The 21,094-nt window shown below is 53.6% G+C and carries 18 protein-coding genes; 11 read left to right on the top strand and 7 right to left on the bottom strand.

Annotation, left to right across the window (positions count from 1 at the left end; all coding sequences use genetic code 11):
• Positions 1 to 160 precede the first annotated feature (160 nt).
• From cysB to acnA, 4 genes are all read left to right on the top strand, one after another.
• Positions 161 to 1,135, top strand: coding sequence for an HTH-type transcriptional regulator CysB (gene cysB, locus ACPXSQ_RS06930; protein ID WP_013025932.1), 975 nt, complete (start codon positions 161 to 163; stop codon positions 1,133 to 1,135).
• A 495-nt stretch (positions 1,136 to 1,630) separates the two neighbouring features.
• Positions 1,631 to 1,789, top strand: a complete 159-nt coding sequence (locus ACPXSQ_RS06925; RefSeq protein WP_013025931.1) for a YmiA family putative membrane protein — start codon at positions 1,631 to 1,633, stop codon at positions 1,787 to 1,789.
• Between the two features lie 36 nt (positions 1,790 to 1,825).
• Positions 1,826 to 1,972, top strand: coding sequence for a hypothetical protein (locus ACPXSQ_RS06920; RefSeq protein ID WP_227022862.1), 147 nt, complete (start codon positions 1,826 to 1,828; stop codon positions 1,970 to 1,972).
• Between the two features lie 400 nt (positions 1,973 to 2,372).
• Positions 2,373 to 5,054 (top strand): aconitate hydratase AcnA, encoded by a 2,682-nt coding sequence (gene acnA / locus ACPXSQ_RS06915; RefSeq protein WP_014605739.1) that lies wholly within the window; start codon positions 2,373 to 2,375, stop codon positions 5,052 to 5,054.
• A 31-nt stretch (positions 5,055 to 5,085) separates the two neighbouring features.
• On the opposite strand, the gene ribA is transcribed toward acnA, so the two are convergent.
• A complete protein-coding gene (gene ribA, locus ACPXSQ_RS06910) occupies positions 5,086 to 5,679 on the bottom strand; it encodes a GTP cyclohydrolase II (RefSeq protein ID WP_015700216.1) in 594 nt (197 codons plus the stop codon).
• 228 nt (positions 5,680 to 5,907) lie between these two features.
• Between ribA and pgpB the strand changes: the two genes are divergently transcribed.
• The 5 genes from pgpB to yciH all read left to right on the top strand — a co-directional run bounded on the left by pgpB (position 5,908) and on the right by yciH (position 9,517).
• Entirely contained in the window at positions 5,908 to 6,672 is a 765-nt protein-coding gene (pgpB, locus tag ACPXSQ_RS06905; protein ID WP_426143229.1) for a phosphatidylglycerophosphatase B, read from the top strand.
• 129 nt (positions 6,673 to 6,801) lie between these two features.
• A complete protein-coding gene (locus tag ACPXSQ_RS06900; RefSeq protein ID WP_014593805.1) occupies positions 6,802 to 7,113 on the top strand; it encodes a LapA family protein in 312 nt (103 codons plus the stop codon).
• Between the two features lie 6 nt (positions 7,114 to 7,119).
• Entirely contained in the window at positions 7,120 to 8,289 is a 1,170-nt protein-coding gene (gene lapB, locus ACPXSQ_RS06895; RefSeq protein ID WP_013025926.1) for a lipopolysaccharide assembly protein LapB, read from the top strand.
• A 194-nt stretch (positions 8,290 to 8,483) separates the two neighbouring features.
• Complete coding sequence (gene pyrF, locus ACPXSQ_RS06890) at positions 8,484 to 9,197, top strand: orotidine-5'-phosphate decarboxylase (RefSeq protein WP_088900289.1); 714 nt, start codon at positions 8,484 to 8,486, stop codon at positions 9,195 to 9,197.
• On the top strand, positions 9,194 to 9,517 hold the full coding sequence (yciH, locus tag ACPXSQ_RS06885) for a stress response translation initiation inhibitor YciH (RefSeq protein WP_014593803.1): 324 nt from the start codon (positions 9,194 to 9,196) through the stop codon (positions 9,515 to 9,517). The genes pyrF and yciH overlap by 4 nt, the downstream gene beginning before the upstream one ends.
• An 82-nt stretch (positions 9,518 to 9,599) precedes the next feature.
• On the opposite strand, the gene osmB is transcribed toward yciH, so the two are convergent.
• On the bottom strand, positions 9,600 to 9,815 hold the full coding sequence (osmB, locus tag ACPXSQ_RS06880) for an osmotically-inducible lipoprotein OsmB (protein ID WP_013025923.1): 216 nt from the start codon (positions 9,813 to 9,815) through the stop codon (positions 9,600 to 9,602).
• A 345-nt stretch (positions 9,816 to 10,160) separates the two neighbouring features.
• On the opposite strand from osmB, the gene araD reads away from it, so the two are divergent.
• Together araD and ACPXSQ_RS06870 are read left to right on the top strand one after the other, a co-directional pair.
• Positions 10,161 to 10,859: an L-ribulose-5-phosphate 4-epimerase gene (gene araD / locus ACPXSQ_RS06875; RefSeq protein WP_015700217.1), complete on the top strand. Its 699-nt coding sequence runs from the start codon at positions 10,161 to 10,163 to the stop codon at positions 10,857 to 10,859.
• 271 nt (positions 10,860 to 11,130) lie between these two features.
• Entirely contained in the window at positions 11,131 to 11,997 is an 867-nt protein-coding gene (locus tag ACPXSQ_RS06870) for a crotonase/enoyl-CoA hydratase family protein (RefSeq protein ID WP_013025921.1), read from the top strand.
• Positions 11,998 to 12,001: 4 nt separating this feature from the next.
• On the opposite strand, the gene pdeR is transcribed toward ACPXSQ_RS06870, so the two are convergent.
• The 5 genes from pdeR to ACPXSQ_RS06845 form a co-directional block, all read right to left on the bottom strand.
• A complete protein-coding gene (gene pdeR / locus ACPXSQ_RS06865; protein ID WP_014605742.1) occupies positions 12,002 to 13,987 on the bottom strand; it encodes a cyclic di-GMP phosphodiesterase in 1,986 nt (661 codons plus the stop codon).
• A 156-nt stretch (positions 13,988 to 14,143) separates the two neighbouring features.
• Positions 14,144 to 14,434 carry a YbdD/YjiX family protein gene (locus ACPXSQ_RS06860; protein WP_013025919.1) on the bottom strand — a complete coding sequence of 97 codons (291 nt, stop codon included), beginning with the start codon at positions 14,432 to 14,434 and terminating at the stop codon, positions 14,144 to 14,146.
• The gene (locus tag ACPXSQ_RS06855) at positions 14,427 to 16,493 is read right to left on the bottom strand and encodes a carbon starvation CstA family protein (protein WP_013025918.1); all 2,067 of its coding nucleotides are present in this window, start codon (positions 16,491 to 16,493) and stop codon (positions 14,427 to 14,429) included. Before ACPXSQ_RS06855 ends, ACPXSQ_RS06860 begins: the two co-directional genes overlap by 8 nt.
• A gap of 190 nt (positions 16,494 to 16,683) precedes the next feature.
• On the bottom strand, positions 16,684 to 18,618 hold the full coding sequence (locus ACPXSQ_RS06850) for an exoribonuclease II (protein WP_210452695.1): 1,935 nt from the start codon (positions 18,616 to 18,618) through the stop codon (positions 16,684 to 16,686).
• 111 nt (positions 18,619 to 18,729) lie between these two features.
• Complete coding sequence (locus ACPXSQ_RS06845; RefSeq protein ID WP_026020940.1) at positions 18,730 to 21,033, bottom strand: FdhF/YdeP family oxidoreductase; 2,304 nt, start codon at positions 21,031 to 21,033, stop codon at positions 18,730 to 18,732.
• Positions 21,034 to 21,094 lie beyond the last annotated feature (61 nt).

Below are 21,094 nucleotides of genomic sequence, written 5' to 3'. Positions count from 1 at the left end.
TTCTCGCCTTATATCAATCCGTTCTACATTGTTTCTTAAAATGCTATAGTGGTTATAGCATTTCCGAACCCTTCTTGCTGCTCAGCACTCCTCCACCGGCCGGGGCGACAGTACGTCATCCGGGGATGCGACTCTGTAACCGACCAGGATAAAAAAAGATATGAAATTACAGCAGTTGCGCTATATCGTAGAAGTCGTGAACCACAATCTTAATGTCTCTTCGACAGCGGAAGGTCTTTATACCTCGCAGCCTGGCATAAGCAAACAGGTGCGTATGTTAGAAGACGAACTGGGCGTGCAGATTTTTGCCCGCAGCGGTAAACATCTCACCCAGGTGACGCCGGCCGGTGAAGAAATCATTCGTATTGCCCGCGAAGTCCTCTCTAAAGTCGACGCAATCAAGTCTGTCGCCGGTGAACATACTTGGCCAGATAAGGGCTCCCTGTATGTGGCGACTACCCATACTCAGGCTCGCTATGCCCTCCCGGGCGTGATCAAAGGATTTATCGAGCGCTATCCCCGTGTTTCACTGCATATGCATCAGGGCTCCCCAACGCAGATTGCCGAGGCGGTCTCCAAGGGAAATGCGGATTTTGCCATTGCTACGGAAGCGCTGCATCTGTACGACGACCTGATCATGCTGCCGTGCTATCACTGGAACCGCGCCATCGTTGTCACGCCCGATCATCCTCTGGCAGCTAAAGCGCAGGTAACGATTGAGGAGCTGGCCGATTTTCCGCTGGTCACTTATACCTTTGGTTTCACCGGTCGCTCGGAGCTGGATACCGCGTTTATGCGGGCGGGATTAACGCCGCGTATCGTTTTTACCGCGACGGATGCGGACGTTATCAAAACCTATGTCCGACTGGGGTTAGGGGTTGGCGTTATCGCCAGCATGGCCGTCGATCCCGTTGCCGATCCAGACCTGGTCAGAATCGAAGCCTCTGAAATTTTCACCAACAGCACGACCAAGATTGGCTTTCGTCGCAGCACCTTCCTGCGTAGCTACATGTATGACTTTATCCAGCGCTTTGCGCCTCATCTGACGCGAGATGTCGTTGATACGGCTGTCGCACTACGCTCAAACGAAGATATTGAAGCCATGTTTAAAGATATCAAACTGCCGTTTAAGTAACAGAGATGTCCAATCCCTTAGTCTCAGGCTGCCTTGTGCAGCCTTTTTTTTGTTTGAATGTTAGCGCCATGCTTAGGTTGATAAGTTTTATTATTTTTTTGTTAATGCTGCGTCGATCACATGTTTAATGTTTGCTGTATCTTAAATGCGAAACACAACACATTTTTGACGCGATATCTTTGCGGGCTGCCAGGATAATTCCCATACTCCAGTTAAGCCTTGATGGAGAAGCGTTAATTAGGGGGTGATTAAAAGACGGGTTTAGTAATGACTGGATCTAAAGTTAAATTAACTCAAATTTTTGTCACTGCCGTTTACGTTTATTTGGAATAAGTCATTAATCATCACTTAAGTAATTTTTACCATTTTGATAAATTGCGTTAATCGTTTTGTGCAATAAAAATTACTGGATTTTTGGCCTTAACGGGTTTAGGATTCGTCCTAAATCTTAATCGATGTTATCAATCGTTTTGTTGAGAGTGATTATCAAAAACTATGACTACGAGACTGACTGTAGACCCGGGTTTCCCGGCTAAAAGCACCAAGGTTAAGCGCTCCGGTAACACTCGTCGCAACGCCTGGTTAACTGTATTTGCTGCCTCAGCGCTGTTTTGGGTTGTTGTAGCGTTAATGATTTGGCGCATCTGGGGTTAAGCCATGTGGGCAAACGCACTCTGCCATAAGCACACAATGACCACTCGTCAGCATCGCCTCTCTGGCTACAAAGCTAAAGAGCCGGTTGCAAAGGCGGAAAAAGTGTCTATCCCGGAAAGCTGGGATCTCAACGAACATCAACGCAATTTCATCGAGTCGTTTCTGGACCCGAAAGTAAAATAATTAATTATCGTTCTTTTCTTTTCGACACATCTTCTGTCATTCGGCTGCTTAAAAAAGCCTTTCACACGTAGCATAAAAGATGTCATCCGTTAAAACGGTTGGTAGTGCGGCTTTCTATTGCCCATTCGGCGCAGGAGTGATCTTATGAATATGATTAAAATGACCTGGTTCAGTGCCTATGCTTTCTCTTTTAGCGTGTGGATGGCAGCACTTTGGGCAGCCTTGTAATATATCGTTTCCTGTTAATAAATAATGCCTCGTAATTTTACGGGGCATTTTTGTTTGCGTCAGATTGTAGCAATTGGTGTTGTAATCAAAACGTTAACAGAAAAGTGGTCTATCTTTAAGCTAAACCTTGTTGTCTCTGAGGTTTAAAGACCATGATTATTAAGGAGGAGCTATGTCGTCAACCCTACGCGAGCAGAGTCAGGAAACACTGCAGGTAGATAATCAAAACTATCACATCTTCAGTCTACCTCGCGCATCACAACATCTCGGCAACATTGATCGTTTGCCTAAATCCATGAAAGTTCTGCTGGAAAACCTGCTGCGCTGGCAGGACGGTGATTCAGTCACGGAAGAGGATATCCAGGCACTGGTCGACTGGCAGAAAACGGCCCATGGCGATCGGGAAATTGCCTATCGCCCTGCGCGTGTATTAATGCAGGACTTCACTGGCGTGCCTGCCGTGGTGGATTTGGCCGCCATGCGTGAGGCGGTGAGTCGTCTTGGCGGCGACGTCGCCAAAGTGAATCCTCTGTCGCCGGTCGATCTGGTTATCGACCACTCTGTCACGGTTGACCATTTCGGTGACGATAACGCATTTGAAGAAAACGTGCGGCTGGAAATGGAGCGCAACCATGAACGCTACGTTTTTCTGCGCTGGGGCCAAAAGGCTTTTGATCAGTTTCGGGTGGTACCGCCAGGCACAGGTATCTGTCATCAGGTGAACCTGGAATACCTGGGCAAAGCGATCTGGCAGCAGAACATTAACGGTGAACGTTACGCCTGGCCTGATACGTTAGTCGGAACCGATTCTCATACCACCATGATCAATGCCCTGGGTGTACTCGGCTGGGGCGTGGGCGGGATTGAGGCAGAGGCCGCCATGCTTGGCCAGCCGGTTTCTATGCTGATCCCCGACGTCGTGGGTTTCAAGCTAACCGGGAAACTGCGTGCGGGCATCACCGCAACCGACCTTGTACTTACCGTCACGCAAATGCTGCGTAAGCATGGCGTTGTCGGGAAGTTTGTCGAGTTCTATGGTGATGGCCTGGCTGATCTGCCGCTGGCCGACCGTGCCACCATTGCTAATATGGCACCGGAATATGGCGCAACCTGCGGATTTTTCCCGGTTGATGAAGTCACACTCAGCTATATGACGCTAACCGGACGCGATGCCGAGCAGGTGGCACTGGTGGAACACTATGCTAAGCGACAGGGCCTGTGGCGTAATGCCGGCGATGAACCAATTTTCACCAGTAGCCTTGCGCTCGATATGAATGATGTCGAGTCGAGCCTGGCCGGACCGAAACGTCCGCAGGATCGCGTCTCGCTGGGTGATGTGCCCGCCGCTTTCGATGCCAGCAATGAGCTGGAAGTGAACCATGCACAGAAACCGCATAAGCAGGTCGACTATACCGACAGCGAGACCGGCCTGAGCCACACGCTGACCGATGGCGCGGTCGCGATTGCGGCGATTACCTCCTGTACCAACACCTCTAACCCCAGCGTGCTGATGGCCGCAGGGTTACTGGCGAAAAAAGCGGTTGAGCGGGGATTAAAACGCCAGCCGTGGGTCAAAGCGTCGCTGGCTCCGGGTTCTAAAGTGGTTTCCGACTATCTCGCGGTCGCGCAGCTGACACCTCATCTCGATAAACTGGGTTTTAACCTTGTGGGCTACGGTTGTACAACCTGTATCGGTAACTCGGGTCCGCTGCCGGATGAGATTGAATCGGCCATCAAAGAAGGGGATTTAACGGTAGGGGCCGTCCTGTCCGGTAACCGCAACTTCGAGGGCCGTATTCATCCGCTGATTAAAACCAACTGGCTGGCATCGCCACCGCTGGTCGTCGCCTATGCGCTGGCAGGTAATATGAAAATCAACCTGCAAACCGACCCGCTCGGTCACGATCATCAGGGCAAGCCGGTATTTCTGAAAGACATCTGGCCTTCACCTGAAGAGATTGCGACCGCCGTCCAGCAGGTCACCAGCGATATGTATCACAAAGAGTACGCTGAGGTATTTAACGGCACGCCAGAGTGGCAGGCCATTAAGGTAAGTGAAGCGGCTACCTACGACTGGGATGAAGGATCAACCTACATTCGCCTGTCGCCCTTCTTTGACGACATGGAAAAAGAACCTAAGCCGGTTCAGGATATTCATGGCGCGCGCCTGCTGGCGATTCTTGGCGATTCGGTCACCACTGACCACATCTCGCCAGCCGGTAGCATCAAAGCGGAAAGTCCGGCCGGTCGCTATCTGCTGTCCCACGGCGTGGAGCGGAATGATTTTAACTCCTACGGTTCACGGCGCGGCAACCACGAAGTGATGATGCGCGGGACCTTTGCGAATATCCGTATTCGAAATGAAATGGTGCCCGGCGTGGAAGGGGGTTACACCAAACACTACCCCAGCGGTGAGCAGTTGGCCATTTATGACGCGGCGATGAAATATCAGGCTGACGGCATTCCCCTGGCGGTGATTGCGGGTAAAGAGTACGGTTCAGGATCGAGCCGTGACTGGGCGGCGAAAGGGCCGCGTTTGCAAGGCGTCCGCGTGGTAATTGCGGAATCCTTCGAACGTATTCACCGTTCCAACCTGATTGGTATGGGGATTTTGCCGCTGGAGTTCCCTCAGGGCGTGACGCGTAAAACGTTAGGTCTGAAAGGGGATGAGGCGATAGATGTGGAAAACCTGGCACAGCTTAAACCCGGATGCACCGTTTCTGTCACGCTAACGCGCGCAGATGGCAGTCAGGAGAAGCTGGATACGCGTTGCCGTATTGATACCGGTAATGAACTGACCTATTACCGAAACGACGGTATTCTGCACTACGTAATTCGTAACATGCTGAACTGATAAATCAGCCGGGGAAACCCGGCTGTTTCATTCAGGACTTCGGCAGAAGATGACCCATTTTTTCTGCCTTGGTATCAAGATAGTGCGCATTCTCAGGATTGCGCCCGACAACCAACGGCACCCGCTCAACAATATTGATCCCGGCTTCACCCAGAATTTCCACTTTCCGCGGATTGTTAGTGAGCAGCCGAACTTCATTTACGCCCAGTAACTTAAACATATCGGCACACAGCGTGAAGTCACGTTCGTCAGCGGCAAAGCCCAACTGATGATTGGCTTCAACGGTGTCGTAGCCTTTATCCTGCAACGCATAGGCACGAATTTTATTCAGCAGGCCGATGTTACGACCTTCCTGGCGGTGATAGAGCAGTACACCGCGGCCTTCTTCAGCAATGGCATTCAGGGCCGCTTCAAGTTGGAAGCCGCAGTCGCAACGCAGGCTGAACAGCGCATCGCCAGTCAGACACTCGGAATGAACACGAGCCAGGACTGGTTGATTATCGTTAATATCGCCAAAGACCAGGGCAACATGGTCATGACCGGTTGCCAGTTCTTCAAAACCTACCATCAGGAAATCTCCCCATGGCGTGGGCAGTTTGGCTTCTGCCACCCGTTTAAGCTGCATGTGACTCTCCAGAACCCTCAAAGGATGCACTATCATCATAATAGTGCACAGGCCGATGCGGCCCGACAAACGTGGAATATTGTGCCACAACCGCGAGGCAGGCTGTTAATCTGTGTAAACGATTGTTGTGATAAAGCACGATTATCTAATCTTAAAAGGTTATGTTATTCTTTTTTAAGCTAAAGTTATGCTTTCGCAACAGGTTTTTACCGGGGAAAAGGAAAAGGGATGATTAAAATCTTTCAACGGACGCTGGCGGGAATGCTGCTGCTGCTTATTATGCCGGTTGCAGTATGGTTGTCCGGTTGGCAATGGCAGCCTGGCGAAAGTAATACCTTTCTTAAGGTCTTGTTCTGGATGACCGAAACGGTCACACGGCCGTGGGGAATGCTGACCAGCCTGATTTTTAGCGCGTGGGTGCTGTGGTGCCTGCGTTTCAGGCTCAAACCGGCGCTGCTGCTCCTGGTGATCATGAATGCCACCATTCTGGCCGGTCAATACACAAAATCCTTTATCAAAGAGCAGGTGCAGGAACCCCGGCCCTATGTCGTCTGGCTGGAGAAAACCCACGGGCTGGACGACAAGACCTTTTACCAACTGAATCGTGAGCAACGTGGCCAGCGCGTCACGGCGCTGATTGCGGATGAATCCCATATTCCGGGCTGGTTGAAAAAGCACTGGGCCTTTGAAACAGGGTTTGCCTTCCCGTCCGGACACACGATGTTTGCCGCCAGTTGGGCCTTACTGGTCATCGGTTTACTTTGGCCACGCCGGCATTACAAAACGATTGTGCTTGTCGGACTCTGGGCGACAGGCGTCATGGGCAGTCGCCTGCTGCTGGGCATGCACTGGCCGCGCGATCTGGCCGTGGCAACATTCATTTCCTGGGTGTTTGTCGTGGTGGCAACCTGGCTCGCTCAACGCTTCTGTGGGCCGCTCAGCCTGCCACCGGAAGAGAAGCAGGAGGTGGCTGAACGGGAACAAGGATTGTAATTGCGCCGTTCAGCACCATATCTTTATCTTGAAACTGAGCAAAAGCTCTTCGTCTGATGCGGCCGGGAGCAGTATTTTTGCCGTAATTTTGGCATAATTCTATTCGACAACCTCACAACGGGATGCACTGTGAAATATTTGCTGATTTTTTTAGTGGTTTTGGTCATTTTTATCATTTCCGTGACCCTTGGCGCGCACAACGACCAGGTTATCACCTTTAACTATCTGCTGGCGCAGGGTGAATTCCGTATCTCTACGTTACTGGCGACGCTTTTCGGCGTCGGTTTTTTGCTGGGATGGGTTATCTGCGGACTCTTCTGGTTACGCCTTCGGGTCTCTCTGGCCAATGCACAACGTAAAGTTAAGCGCCTGCAGACACAGATTGATCAGAGCACGCCAGCGCCTGTCGGTAAACCGCTACCGCCGGCCGCGCAGGAATAAGTCTCCATGTTAGAGCTGCTGTTTCTGTTACTTCCTGTCGCCGCTGCCTATGGTTGGTACATGGGCCGCCGAAGCGCGCAGCAGGATAAGCAACAGGAATCAAACCGCCTGTCTCGTGACTACGTCGCAGGGGTAAACTTTTTACTCTCCAACCAGCAGGATAAAGCGGTCGATCTGTTTCTTGACATGCTCAAGGAAGACAGCGGCACGGTTGAAGCGCACCTGACCCTTGGCAACCTGTTCCGTTCGCGCGGTGAGGTTGACCGCGCCATTCGAATTCATCAGTCTTTAATGGAAAGCGCGTCGCTAAGCTACGAACAACGCTTGCTGGCCATCCAGCAACTGGGGCGTGACTATATGGCAGCAGGTCTTTATGACCGCGCCGAAGACATGTTCAAACAGCTGACGGATGAGACAGATTTCAGGATCGGTGCACTGCAACAGCTGTTGCTTATTCATCAGGCAACCAGCGACTGGGTTCAGGCTATCGAGGTGGCTGAGCGGCTGGTGAAACTGGGCAAAGACAAGCAGAAGGGTGAGATTGCCCATTTTTATTGCGAACTCGCGCTGCAGGCCATGAGCAGCGACGATCTCGACAGGGCGATGACCCTGTTGAAAAAGGGGGAGTCAGCCGATCGTCAGAGCGCACGCGTCTCGATTATGATGGGGCGCATCCTGATGGAGAAAGGGGAGCACGCCAAAGCTATCGAGCATCTGCAGCGTGTTCTGGATCAGGATAAAGAGCTGGTCAGTGAAACGCTGCCGATGTTGGAAACCTGTTTTCAGCGTCTTAATCAGCCCGACGCCTGGGCCGCATTTCTTAAACGCTGTGTGGAAGAGAACACCGGCGCCGCGGCGGAACTGTATCTTTCCGCGATTCTGGAGCAGGAGCAGGGCGCGGAAGCGGCGCAAAACTACATCAATAACCAGTTACAGCGTCACCCCAACATGCGCGTATTCCATCGTCTGATGGAGTTTCACCTGCATGAAGCGGAGGATGGTCGTGCTAAAGAGAGCCTGATGGTGCTGCGCGATCTGGTCGGCGAGCAAATCCGCACGAAACCACGTTATCGCTGCCAGAAATGCGGCTTTACGGCTCATGCGCTCTACTGGCACTGTCCGTCATGCCGGACCTGGTCATCAGTCAAACCGATTCGCGGACTGGATGGGCAATAACCTGTTGGTTATTGTCTTCGGTTTTAAATGCTTTTTAGTTACAACATACTAAAATTGTTAATTGCAGAAATTGCCTGACCTCCGTGCGTTTATCGCCTGGCAGCGCAACAGGGATTGTGATGCGAAAAGCGGGCAGGTAGAATGCGTGCCGTTTGTCTAACGCGCCAGCAGGTGCCTACCGCAGAGGAAATAGCATGGCCTTATCCCAGACTTCACCGGTGTTAGTGGCGCTTGATTACCACGATATGAACAGCGCACTGCATTTTGTCGATCAGATAGAGCCGGGCAGCTGCCGCCTGAAAGTGGGCAAAGAAATGTTCACATTGTTCGGCCCACAGCTGGTAAAAACCCTGCAACAGCGTGGATTTGAGATCTTTCTCGACCTGAAATTTCACGATATCCCCAATACCACCGCCCGTGCGGTCGCTGCTGCCGCCGATCTTGGCGTCTGGATGGTGAACGTTCATGCGAGCGGCGGGGCACGCATGATGAATGCCGCCCGTGAAGCGCTTCTTCCCTATGGTGAGCAGGCGCCGTTACTGATTGCCGTCACCGTGCTGACCAGCATGGATGCCGAAGACTTACTGGGCCTGGGCATAGCGCTGTCTCCCGCAGAGCAGGCTGAACGCCTGGCAAAACTCACGCGCGAATGCGGTCTTGATGGGGTTGTCTGCTCCGCACATGAAGCCGCGCGGTTCAAACAGGCGATCGGCCATGATTTTAAGCTGGTTACTCCCGGCATTAGGCCTCAGGGAAGCGACGCGGGCGATCAGCGCCGCGTTATGACGCCACAGCAGGCCCGCCTTGCTGGCGTCGATTATATGGTAATAGGACGTCCCATTACGCAGTCAGCGGACCCCGCAGCGACGCTTAAGGCGCTGTTGCAGGATTTGGAGAGCGTAAAATGAGTCGCGATAATCCCTTGGTATATTCAACCGACGCTGGCCGTATCACTCAGCCCGAACAAAAGGCGGAACGGCCCAAAGGCGACGGCATTGTTCGCATTCAGCGCCAGACCAGCGGACGCAAAGGCAAAGGTGTTTGCCTGATTTCTGGCGTCGATATGGATGAGGCAGCACTGAACCAGCTGGCCGCTGAACTGAAGAAAAAATGCGGTTGTGGCGGGTCGGTGAAAGAGGGCGTGATCGAAATCCAGGGCGACAAGCGCGATTTATTAAAAAGCCTGCTGGAGGCCAAAGGGATGAAGGTAAAACTGGCTGGGGGTTGAAAGAAGAAACCGGACTACAAGGTAGTCCGGTTTTTTATTATGTAGATGCGCTGCGTAGCCGTGATTTATTGTTATAGCGTGCTTAGTGAACCTGGTGACCGATAATACCACCCACAGCTGCACCACCCACGGTACCCAGCGCGCTGCCGTTGGTTAATACAGAGCCACCAATTGCGCCGGCACCTGCGCCAATCGCAGTGTTACGGTCGCGTTTAGACCAGTTCGAACAGCCGCTTAACGCCACAACCAGCGTGGTCGCCAGGACAGCGGCGGTCAATTTTTTCATTGTAATTGTCATGAACTTCTCCTTTATTGTGTATGCAGATGCAACACAGTAAGTATAGCTGTGAAATTTTTTCAGGCCGCCTGTGAGGCATGATTACCGCATCCTTTCAGTATAAAAATGCCAGACACCATGGACAATCTGCTTGTAGCGGCTGAAAAGCATCATTAACAGATGGACCTGTCTGATGCCTGACAGAATTCTATTCATTTTGCAGAATTTCCGAAGATGGAAAATTCTTAATTCGCGACACAATTTTTCATTCACAGCTATTTTCCGCTGCTTTTTAGCTATTTGCTCCATAACGTTTTTTCTGCCTGCTCCGCACACTATGAAAACCCTTCTCAGCAGGAGAAAAAAATGCTGGAACACCTTAAACAACAGGTCCTGGAAGCCAACCTGGATCTCCCCAAATACAACCTTGTCACCTTCACATGGGGAAACGTCAGCGCGATTGACCGTGAGCAAGGTCTGTTAGTGATTAAACCTTCTGGCGTCAGTTACGATGTCATGAAAGTGGAGGACATGGTGGTGGTCAACCTGGCGACCGGCGATGTGGTGGAAGGCGAAAAACGGCCTTCATCCGATACGGCTACGCACCGGGCACTCTACCTCGCCTGGCCTGAGGTTGGCGGAATCGTCCATACGCATTCACGTCATGCCACTATCTGGGCGCAGGCCGGACGTGCCATCCCCGCGTGGGGCACCACCCACGCGGACGACTTTTACGGTGAGATTCCCTGCACCCGAGCCATGCGCGATGAAGAAATCAAAAATCAGTATGAGTGGAATACGGGGGAGGTGATCATTGAAACCTTCGCCGAGCGCGGACTTTCTCCTTCGGCCATTCCTGCCGTGCTGGTGAATTCTCACGGGCCTTTCGCCTGGGGCAAAGACGCACATGCGGCCGTCCACAGTGCAGTGGTACTGGAAGAAGTGGCTTACATGGGATTGTTTAGCCAGCAGCTCACGGCCGGGCTGCCTCCCATTCAGCAGACCCTGCTTGATCTGCACTATTTGCGCAAACACGGTGAAAATGCCTGGTACGGCCAGAAATAATGCCTGGGGCGCAGCGGTGCCTGCGTCCCGAAATGGCTCGTGATGAGCGAGCCTTAAGGGAAGGAAAGTCCCATCAATGCCGGTTATAGGTTCGCGCCTTTCCGTGGTAAAGGCTGCGGATATCAAGAAAGTCTACTAATCATTTAAAGGTGGTGCATCGGGGATCACTCTGGAATTTATGTTGTAAATCAATCTCTCATTTGGTCTGGCCTCACTCTGGATTAGGCTGATGTGGCGCAATTAGCGCATCAAAATAATAGAGGATGAGACAATGACCGTGATTAACCAACCCACATGCAGACTGTTTTCCGAAGCCGGACAAACCACGCAGTTAGTTGCCTATTACGAGGAAGGACGTCGCACCATGTGGATGATGTTGCGCGCCCAGCCACGACCCAGTTTTAATCATGAGTTGATTGAAGAGATCATGAATCTGAGTTACACGGCGCAGCGATCGGGCTTACCTATCGACTTCTGGGTCACCGGCTCGTTAGTCCCACAAATGTTTAATGCCGGTGGCGATCTGCGCTTTTTTGTGGAATGTATCCGCAACAACCGGCGCGAAGCGTTACGTGCTTATGCCCGTGCCTGCGTTGACTGCATCCACTCGGCGGCGCGCGGATTTGACACCGGCGCGGTAACGCTGGCGATGATTGAAGGCAGTGCGTTAGGCGGCGGTTTTGAAGCCGCGCTGGCCCATCACTTTATTCTGGCGCAAAACAATGCGCGGATGGGGTTTCCGGAAATCGCCTTTAACCTGTTTCCCGGAATGGGCGGCTACTCATTAGTCGCGCGGCGTTCGGGCATGAAACTGGCTGAAGAGCTGATTATGGAAGGCGAATCGCACAGTGCCGAATGGTATGAAACCCGTGGTCTGGTCGATAAGGTTTTCCAGCCGGGCGACAGCTACCGCGCCACCCGCACCTTTATCGATACGCTGCGACCTAAGCTGAATGGCGTACGCGCCATGCTAAAGGCGCGCCAGCGGGTACTGCAGCTGTCACGCGCGGAACTGATGGATATCACCGAGGACTGGGTAGATTATGCATTCACGCTTGAAGCGAAGGATATTGCCTATATGGAACGTTTAGTCCAGTTACAAAACCGCCACAGCGCATCACTGCGTAAAGCGGGTTAGATAATTACACGCGGGCAGGATGCTGAGCCAGCCAGTGCCCAAACTGATCGGCGGGCATTGGTTTTGCGTAAAAATAGCCTTGCCGCCCATCGACGCCGCTTTTTAGCACAAAGGCTTCTTCATCGACGGTTTCAATACCTTCGGCAATCACCTGCAAATCAAGCGCCTTCGCTACCGCAACAATCGCCCTGACGAGTGACTGAGAAACGGGACGTTTATTCACATTACGGATAAAGCTTTGATCCAGTTTGATGGCATTAATAGGGACGCGAGCCAGCTGTGAAAGGGAGGAATAACCGGTGCCAAAGTCATCAAGGTGAATCTGGGCACCCAGTTCCTGAAATTTACGCATCAGCTTGAGCGCTTCGGCTTCATTCTCAATCAGGCAGCTTTCCGTCAGTTCGATATCCACCGGGCACTCGGTTAAACCGGCATCCGTCAGGGCTTGTTTCAGGTCACTGTAGATTGTCTGGTCGAGTAACTGGCGCGCCGAGACATTAACCGCGACGCGCAGATAAATATTCTGCTCCCGCCAGGCAATAATTTGCTTCAGCACGTTAAGCATGACCCAGCGACCCAGTGGCACGATCAGCCCGGATTCTTCCGCGTAGGGAATAAATTCCCCGGGTGAAACCAGCCCGCGCTCGGGTGAGTTCCAGCGAACCAGCGCTTCCGCACTGCGCACTTTACCGTCAGCATCCACTTTGGGCTGGTAGTGCACTAATAAATGGTCCTGCTCCAGCGCTTTACGCAGGTTGGTGTCGAGCCAGAGATATTCAAAAACCCGACGGTTCATCTCTTCGGCAAAAACACAATAGCTGCCACGGTTGTTCTCTTTGGCGTGATACATCGCCGTATCAGCGTTACGAATCAGACACTCACGGTCCTCTCCGTGTAGCGGAGCCAGGGCAATCCCGACGGAGCAGCCGCTGTAAACCTCGATGAGGCCGATGCGGAAAGGCTGACGCAGGCGATCGAGAATGCGCGTAGCCATTGCTTCCAGCGCAGCCTGACTGGTGTGCTCAGCCAGCACCACAAACTCGTCACCGCCCAGCCGTCCAAGCGTCTGGTTCTTGCTCAGACAGCTCAGAATCGCCAGGGAAACGGCCTGCAACAGTTGATCGCCGAACATATGACCGTAGGCATCATTCACTTTTTTGAAATTATCTAAATCCAGGTAGACCACGCCGGTTTCACTGCCCTCAGCCCGCTCCAGCGCATGGCTGATTTGCTGGTGAATCGCGTGGCGATTGGGCAGGCCAGTGATGCCATCGGTGTTGGCCATCACGCGCAGGCGCTCCTGCGCACGGCGTTCTTCCGTAATATCCGTTCCTGAACAGATGAGGAAAATTTCATTTTTACCGCTGCCACTGTGAACAAACTTATTACGAAAAAGAAACAGTCGCTGTCCTTTCATCGTTTTGATCCAGCGTTCCACTTCGTAGGAATTTCCATCGCGAAAGAACCCTGCGATGTTCCTGCGTGAGGCCGCGGCTTCCTGTTTGGTCATAAACAGCTGGAAAACATTACGGCCGATCACATCCTGTTCATACAGGCCGGTATACTCTTCGCTGAGGCGGTTAAAGCGTTGAATGTTGCCGCGCTGATCAAGGATAACGATGACCGAGTTGGCCTCCGACACGACCTGTTCAGCAAATGACAGGCCCAGCGTCAGGTCGCGCGCCACCGCCGACGTATCGCCCCATGCCGAAGCGGTGCCCGCCCACACGGACTGGTTGATCCGCCGGCCAACAAAATGCATGGCGACCTGCTCGCCGTGAATCGTTAACGTCAGATTAATACTGGAAGTAATAACGGGCATCGCGCGCAATAAACTGCACTGGCCGGGCGTCAGTGGCACAGCAACGCTGGTGTTCGATGATTCATCTAAGGCAAAAAGCAGCGCATCACTGTCTGCGGTTAATCGCCAATGAGGGCTGGTTGTACCAAACAAGGTATACAACAACGATTGCCCTTGTTCATCGGTCATGGTCACTCCCTCCAGGAAGTACATTGCTGGCGTTATCTCGTTATTTTAGCAACAGTATTCATCAACTGACGCCAGCACAAGACGAAACTGTATTTATTTTGCTTTCCAGAAAAAACGGGCAGAAAAAACCCCGCCGAAGCGGGGCACACTTTCTGTTCAGCACGGACATTTTCCCAGCTTTCCGGCCTGGCTGGGGAAGCGGGCATCCAGACAATAACGATGAAAGTCCCGCTCGCTCATCGGCGTAATGTCAGGATGATGTTGCCGCATATGCTGCAGATATTTCGGGTAATCCTGCACGCCGACCATCAAACGAAAACTTTGCTGAAGTCCCTGCCACAGCGCTCGCCAGCGAAAACCCACGGGTTTTGGCCTGGAAAGCAACGTGCAGCGCATTATATGCCAGCGACCCTGTGGGCGCGCTACGCGATGGATGCTGTCAACCATGACGAAGCTCCTTACGTAAGGATATGTCTGACTCATGCGTAGTGGGCACATCGCTACGCAGCGCGCGACGAATGACAAAGAAGGCCGCAATCAGCATCGTAACGGCAACCAGCATAAAGAACCCGCACAGGGCAGCATTAATCTGGTTACTGAATACGATGGTTTGCATATCGGCCACGGTTTTCGCGGGGGCGATGATCACGCCATCATCCAGGCCTTTTCGGAATTTATTGGCCTGAGCAAGAAAACCAATTGACGGTTTTTCGTGGAAAATTTTTTGCCAACCTGCTGTCATCGACGTAATAAACAGCCAGATAGTGGGCAGAATCGTCACCCACGCATAGCGCTGCTTTTTCATCTTAAACAGCACGACCGTGCCCAGAATCAGCGCCATCGATGCCAGCATCTGATTACCAATACCAAACAGTGGCCACAACGTGTTAATCCCGCCCAGTGGATCGATCACGCCCTGATAAACGAAGAAACCCCAACCTGCGACGGCGACGGTCGTGCCGGAAAGGTTGCCGAGCCATGAGCGGTTATTGGCCAGTGAAGGCACAACCGTACCGACCAGATCCTGCACCATAAACCGGCAAGCGCGCGTACCGGCATCCACGGCGGTTAAGATAAACAGGGCTTCAAATAGGATGGCAAAGTGATACCAGAAGGCCATCATCGCGCGGCTGTTGAACACCTCCGTAATGATGTGCGCCATGCCGACCGCAAAGGTTGGCGCGCCCCCGGCGCGTGACAGAATTGAGGCTTCTCCCACGTCTCTGGCGATACCGCTTAACATTTCAGGTGTGACGACAAAGCCCCAGCCGTTAATCACCTGAGCGGCATTTTCTACCGTAGTGCCAATCAGTGCAGCAGGGGCGTTCATCGCAAAGTAAACGCCTGGGTCCAGCACGGAGGCGCATATCAGCGCCATGATTGCCACAAACGACTCCATCAGCATCGCGCCGTAACCGATAAAGCGAATATGGCTTTCACGCTCAATCAGCTTCGGCGTGGTGCCGCTGGAGACCAGCGCATGGAAGCCGGAGATGGCGCCACAGGCAATGGTGATAAACAGGAACGGGAACAGGGCGCCGGAAAAAACCGGGCCTGAGCCATCAATAAATTTGGTCACAGCGGGCATTTTCAGTTCTGGCATGGCAAAGACGATGCCAACGGCCAGCCCGACAATTACGCCGATTTTCAGGAAAGTAGACAGGTAATCTCTGGGAGCCAGCAGCAGCCAGACCGGCAGCACCGAGGCGATAAAACCATAGATGACCAGTACCCAGGTCAGAGAGGTGCCTTTCAGGGTGAAGAACGGGCCCCAGTAAGGATGCTGAGCCACATCACCACCGTAGATAATGGCCGCCATCATCAGCACAAAACCGATCAAGGAGACTTCGGCGATCTTACCCGGGCGCAGAAAGCGCATGTAAATGCCCATAAACAGGGCGATAGGAATCGTTGCTGCAATGGTGAACAGCCCCCACGGGCTGTTCGCCAGGGCTTTAACCACCACCAGCGCCAGCGCGGAGAGAATGATGATCATCACGCCCAGCGCACCCAGCATGGTAATAACCCCGGCAAAGGCGCCCAGCTCCTGACGGGCCATTTCACCTAAGGAACGGCCGTCACGTCGCGTAGAGATAAACAGGATCAGAAAGTCCTGCACCGCGCCCGCCATCATAACCCCAATCAGGATCCAGATCGTGCCTGGCAGAAAGCCCATCTGGGCCGCCAGAATAGGGCCGACCAGCGGCCCGGCGCCCGCGATCGCCGCAAAATGGTGACCGAACAGCACCCACTTATTGGTGGGCACATAGTCAAGACCATCGCTGAGGCGCTCGGCGGGGGTAAGACGGCGATCGTCCAGTTCAAAAATGTTGCGGGCGATAAACAGGCTGTAAAAACGATAAGCGATGCTGTAACAGGCTACGGCGGCAATCACCAGCCAGACTGCGTTGACGTGCTCGCCGCGGTTAAGCGCCAGCATCGCGAACGCACCCGCGCCAATTAACGCCACTGCCAGCCAGAGCACGCCGTTTTTGACGTTCTTCATAACTCACTCCTTGTAGAGACCGAATGGAAGGCGATCGGATACAACGAGCTAACGTTAATGTAATGTAATGTAAGTGGAAGTTAATAAAGATAAAACTGTGAAGCGTGGAGCAAATTTAACGCGAAGATACAGGGGCAGGCGGAGGAAAAAAGACCGTCGGAGCAGGCTGTGCTGTCCCGACGGTGGTGTCTTAGGCGGCAGGACGTGCAACAATGCTGCGTGTTTCCATGCGAACTTCCGCAATGGTCACGTCAATCACGTCGGATACGCGGTAAACCACGTCACCTTTAATCTGTACCGTACCGCTTTCCTGGCTGCACACCAGCTCATCGCGCACCGCATGCAGGAACGGCGCAGGAATAAACGCGACGGCGCCATTTTCCAGCAGACGGACCCGCATGCCACCACGCGATACATCAATGATTTCTGCGCTAAACTTGCGGTCAGTTGCGGCAAACGGCGACAGATAGCGGGCATAGAGCCAGTCACCCACGTCGCGCTCGGCCATGCGGTTTAGACGACGACGCTCGCTCATGGTGACTGTCAGCGCATCGTCCGGACGGCCGATGGGTTCGCCGCGCACGATCGCCTTCAGCAGACGATGGTTGATCATATCGCCAAACTTACGAATCGGTGAGGTCCAAGTGGCATAGGCTTCCAGCCCCAAACCAAAGTGCGGGCCCGGCTCGGTGGTGATCTCTGCATAGGTCTGGAAACGACGAATGCGGCTGTCAAGGAACTGAGTAGGCTGCGCATCCAGCTCACGACGCAGTACGCGGAAACCGTCGAGCGTGGTGATCGCCTGCGGATCGGCCGTGATGCCGTGAGTTGCCAGGACAGCGGCGGCCTGTTCGGCGTTTGCTGCGTCAAAACCGGCATGGACGTTGTAGATACCAAAGCCCAGCTTTTCGCGCAGGACGTTGGCGGCACAGATATTCGCCAGAATCATCGCTTCTTCAACCATCCGGTTCGCTATGCGGCGCGGTTCGGCGACGATTTCCAGCACTTCGCCTTTTTCGCCCAGCAGGAAACGATAGTCCGGGCGATCTTTAAACACCAGCGCGTGGTTTTGACGCCACTCGGCGCGTGACAGGCACAGACGGTGCAGCAGACGAATCTGGTCAGCAATCGCGTCGCTCTGTGGTTGCCATTCGCCACTGTTTTCCAGCCAGTCTGAAACCTCGTCGTACACCAGCTTGGCTTTGGACTCGATCCAGGCCGCAAAGAACTGCACATCGTCCGCCAGGCTTCCATCCTGAGCCACGGTCACGCGGCAGGCCAGAACCGGCCGACGCACGTCAGGGCGCAGCGAGCAGACATCGTCAGACAGCTCGCGCGGCAGCATGGGAATATTGAAGCCCGGCAGGTAGTTGGTAAAGGCACGCTGCGCCGCCAGCTTATCCAGCTCGCTGCCTTCGGCAACATAAGCGGTCGGATCGGCAATGGCGATAGTGAGACGCAGGGCGCCATCGTCCAGCGCTTCAGCATACAGCGCATCGTCCATATCTTCCGTGCTGGCGCTGTCGATGGTCACAAAATCCAGCGCGGTCAGGTCTTCACGCGTCAGGCTTTCGTCCAGCATCTCGCCAAAGCCGATTTCTGGCGCTTCGCGCTCCAGATTATGACGTGACAGTGTCACCCACCACGGTGCAAGGTGGTCGTCGGCTTTAACGATAAATTCGGTGAGTTCGGCATAAAAGCCACGGTCGCCTTTTAAGGGATGGCGACGCATTTCTGCCACGGCCCAGTCGCCGTTCTGGAAATCATGGCTCAGTCCACGGACCGGACGACACTGAATCGCGTCTTTGAGCAGAGGATGATCGGGCACGATAGAAAGGCGGTCATCTTTTTTCTGCACGCGGCCAACAAAACGGCTCAGAAAGGGCTCGACCAGCGTTTCAGGCTCGGCACTTTCGCGATCTTTATCGCTGTGGACGATGGCAACGATACGGTCGCCATGCATCACTTTTTTCATCTGTGGCGGCGGGATGAAATAACTTTTCTGTGCATCGACTTCCAGAAAGCCGAATCCCTTTTCGGTGCCTTTAACAACGCCTTCTGCACGGGGCGTTTGCGAGTGAAGCTTCTCTTTAAGCTGCGCAAGCAGCGGATTATCCTGGAACATGATTTTTACGTTTCGTGGCCTAATAGCGGCTGACAGTTTTACGCGAATCGGGGTCTCGCGGCAAGGCAAAAAGCCGGACGAACCGGCTTTTTGCCTGGAGAAAAGCCTGAATCAGGCGATGCGTTGGGTTGCCAGCGCCTGCGTCAGTTCGAGCTTAACCGGCACGGATTTTGAGGTGGGCGTGCCGCTGATATCACCGAAGCTGTTTAACGGAACCAGCGGGTTGGTTTCAGGATAGTAGGCGGCCAGGTTGCCGCGAGGAATGTTATAAGGCACCAGCTTGAAGCCGCTGACGCGACGCGTGACGCCATCATTCCACAGCGTTTCAATATCCACATTCTGCCCTTCGCTGAACCCTAATTCAGCCATGTCATCGGGGTTGATGAAGACGACTTCGCGCTGACCGTAAACGCCGCGATAGCGGTCGTCGAGACCGTAGATCGTCGTGTTGTACTGATCGTGCGAACGCAGCGTTTGCAGCGTGAAGGGCACGTCCTGATCCAACTGCGGAAACAGCGAGTGGGGCAGCGCAGCAGGGCTAAACTCAGCCTTGCCGGTCGGCGTATTAAAACGCAGTTCTGCCGCCGCGTTGCCAAGATAGAACCCGCCAGGCTGATCGCATTTGGTATTGAAGTCGGCAAAACCCGGAATCGTTGCCGCGATATGATCGCGAATCAGGTTGTAATCCGCCGCCAGATCTAACCACTTCACCTTGTCATCACCGAGAACCGCGTGAGCAATACTCGCCACAATTGAGGTTTCAGAACGCTGCGTCTCCGCCAACGGAATCCCCACGCCTTCAGAGGCATGAACCATGCTGAAGGAGTCTTCGACCGTAATGAACTGGTTACCCGTAGCCTGCAGATCGCGCTCGGTGCGGCCCAGCGTAGGCAGAATCAGTCCTTCATGACCCGGCACGAGGTGGCTGCGGTTAAGCTTGGTGCTGATGTGCACCGTCAGACCACAACGGGACAAGGCTTCTTCGGTGCGCGGAGAATCCGGTGCCGCCGCTGCGAGGTTGCCCCCGAGCGCGATAAGCACTTTGATTTCATCACGCAGCATGGCGTTGAGCGCTTCAACAGTATTGTGGCCTGCAGCACGCGGGGGTTCGAAGCCAAAGTGCTGACCCAGCGCGTCGAGGAAAGGCTTAGCCGGTTTTTCATCAATGCCCATGGTGCGGTTACCCTGAACATTGCTGTGACCGCGAACAGGGCACAGGCCCGCCCCTTTTTTGCCTAACTGCCCAAACAGCAGCTGCAGGTTGGTGATTTCACGCACGGTATCAACCGAATGCTTGTGTTGGGTGATGCCCATCGCCCAGGTGCAAATAACCCGATCGGCACTCTGATAAATTGCCGCCGCTTCGCGGATTTGTGCCTCTGTCAGGCCGGACTGCGCCACAATCTGCATCCAGTCGGTGTTATCAACCGCATCAAAATAGGCCTCAACGCCATGGGTTTTGGCATTCAGGAAAGCCTGGTCGAACAGGCCGCTTTCGCCCGCCGCAAGGCGTGCACGATGCGTTTCCAGCAGGGCTTTGACCATGCCGCGAACGGCAGCCATATCACCGCCCAGATGCGGCTGGTAATAGGCAGAGCTGATGGTGCCCGCTTTAGACGTGACAATTTCCAGCGGCTTTTGCGGATCGGCAAAACGTTCCAGACCGCGCTCGCGTAGCGTGTTAAAGGTCACGATTTTTGCGCCATGGTCGGCGGCGTGACGCAGGCTGTGCAGCATGCGCGGATGGTTTGTCCCTGGATTCTGGCCAAAGACAAAAATGGCATCGGCATGGTCAAAATCGTCAAGACGGATGGTGCCTTTACCCACGCCGATGCTGCGTTTCAGGCCCGCACCGCTTGCCTCGTGACACATATTGGAGCAGTCCGGGAAGTTATTGGTGCCCAACATGCGGCCGAACAGCTGATAAAGCCAGGAGGCTTCATTACTGGCGCGACCAGAGGTGTATAGCTCCATCTGATCCGGGTTATCCATCGCTTTAATATGTTGTGCGATGAGCGCAAAGGCATCATCCCAGCTGATGGGTTCGTAATGATCGCTTTCGGCGTTGTAGCGCAACGGATGTGTCAGGCGGCCCTGATATTCCAGAAAATAGTCGCTTTGTGCATACAGGGTTGCCACGCTGTGTTTGGCAAAAAAGTCGGTATCAACAACGCGGCGCGTGGCTTCCCAGGTGACGGCTTTCGCACCGTTTTCGCAGAAGCTAAAGGTACTTTTATTGTCATCGCCCCAGGCACAGCCCGGGCAGTCGAAGCCGCGTGCTTTGTTCATGCGCATGAGGTTACGCAAATTTTTCAGCGCAGCTTTACTGTCGAAAACAAAACGTGTGGTGGCTTCCAGTGAACCCCAGCCGCCCGCTGCGGCACGGTATGGCTTAATTTGACGCTTAAATTTCATCATGTGTGCAGGCTTATTTTTATGTTGGACGAATGTTGCAAGGATATATCCTGATGGTAAA

Origin of the sequence: Pantoea sp. EEL5, from assembly GCF_049892805.1 — a bacterium.
GTDB classification, from domain to species: domain Bacteria; phylum Pseudomonadota; class Gammaproteobacteria; order Enterobacterales; family Enterobacteriaceae; genus Pantoea; species Pantoea ananatis.
This window is presented reverse-complemented; position numbering and strand designations above follow the sequence as displayed.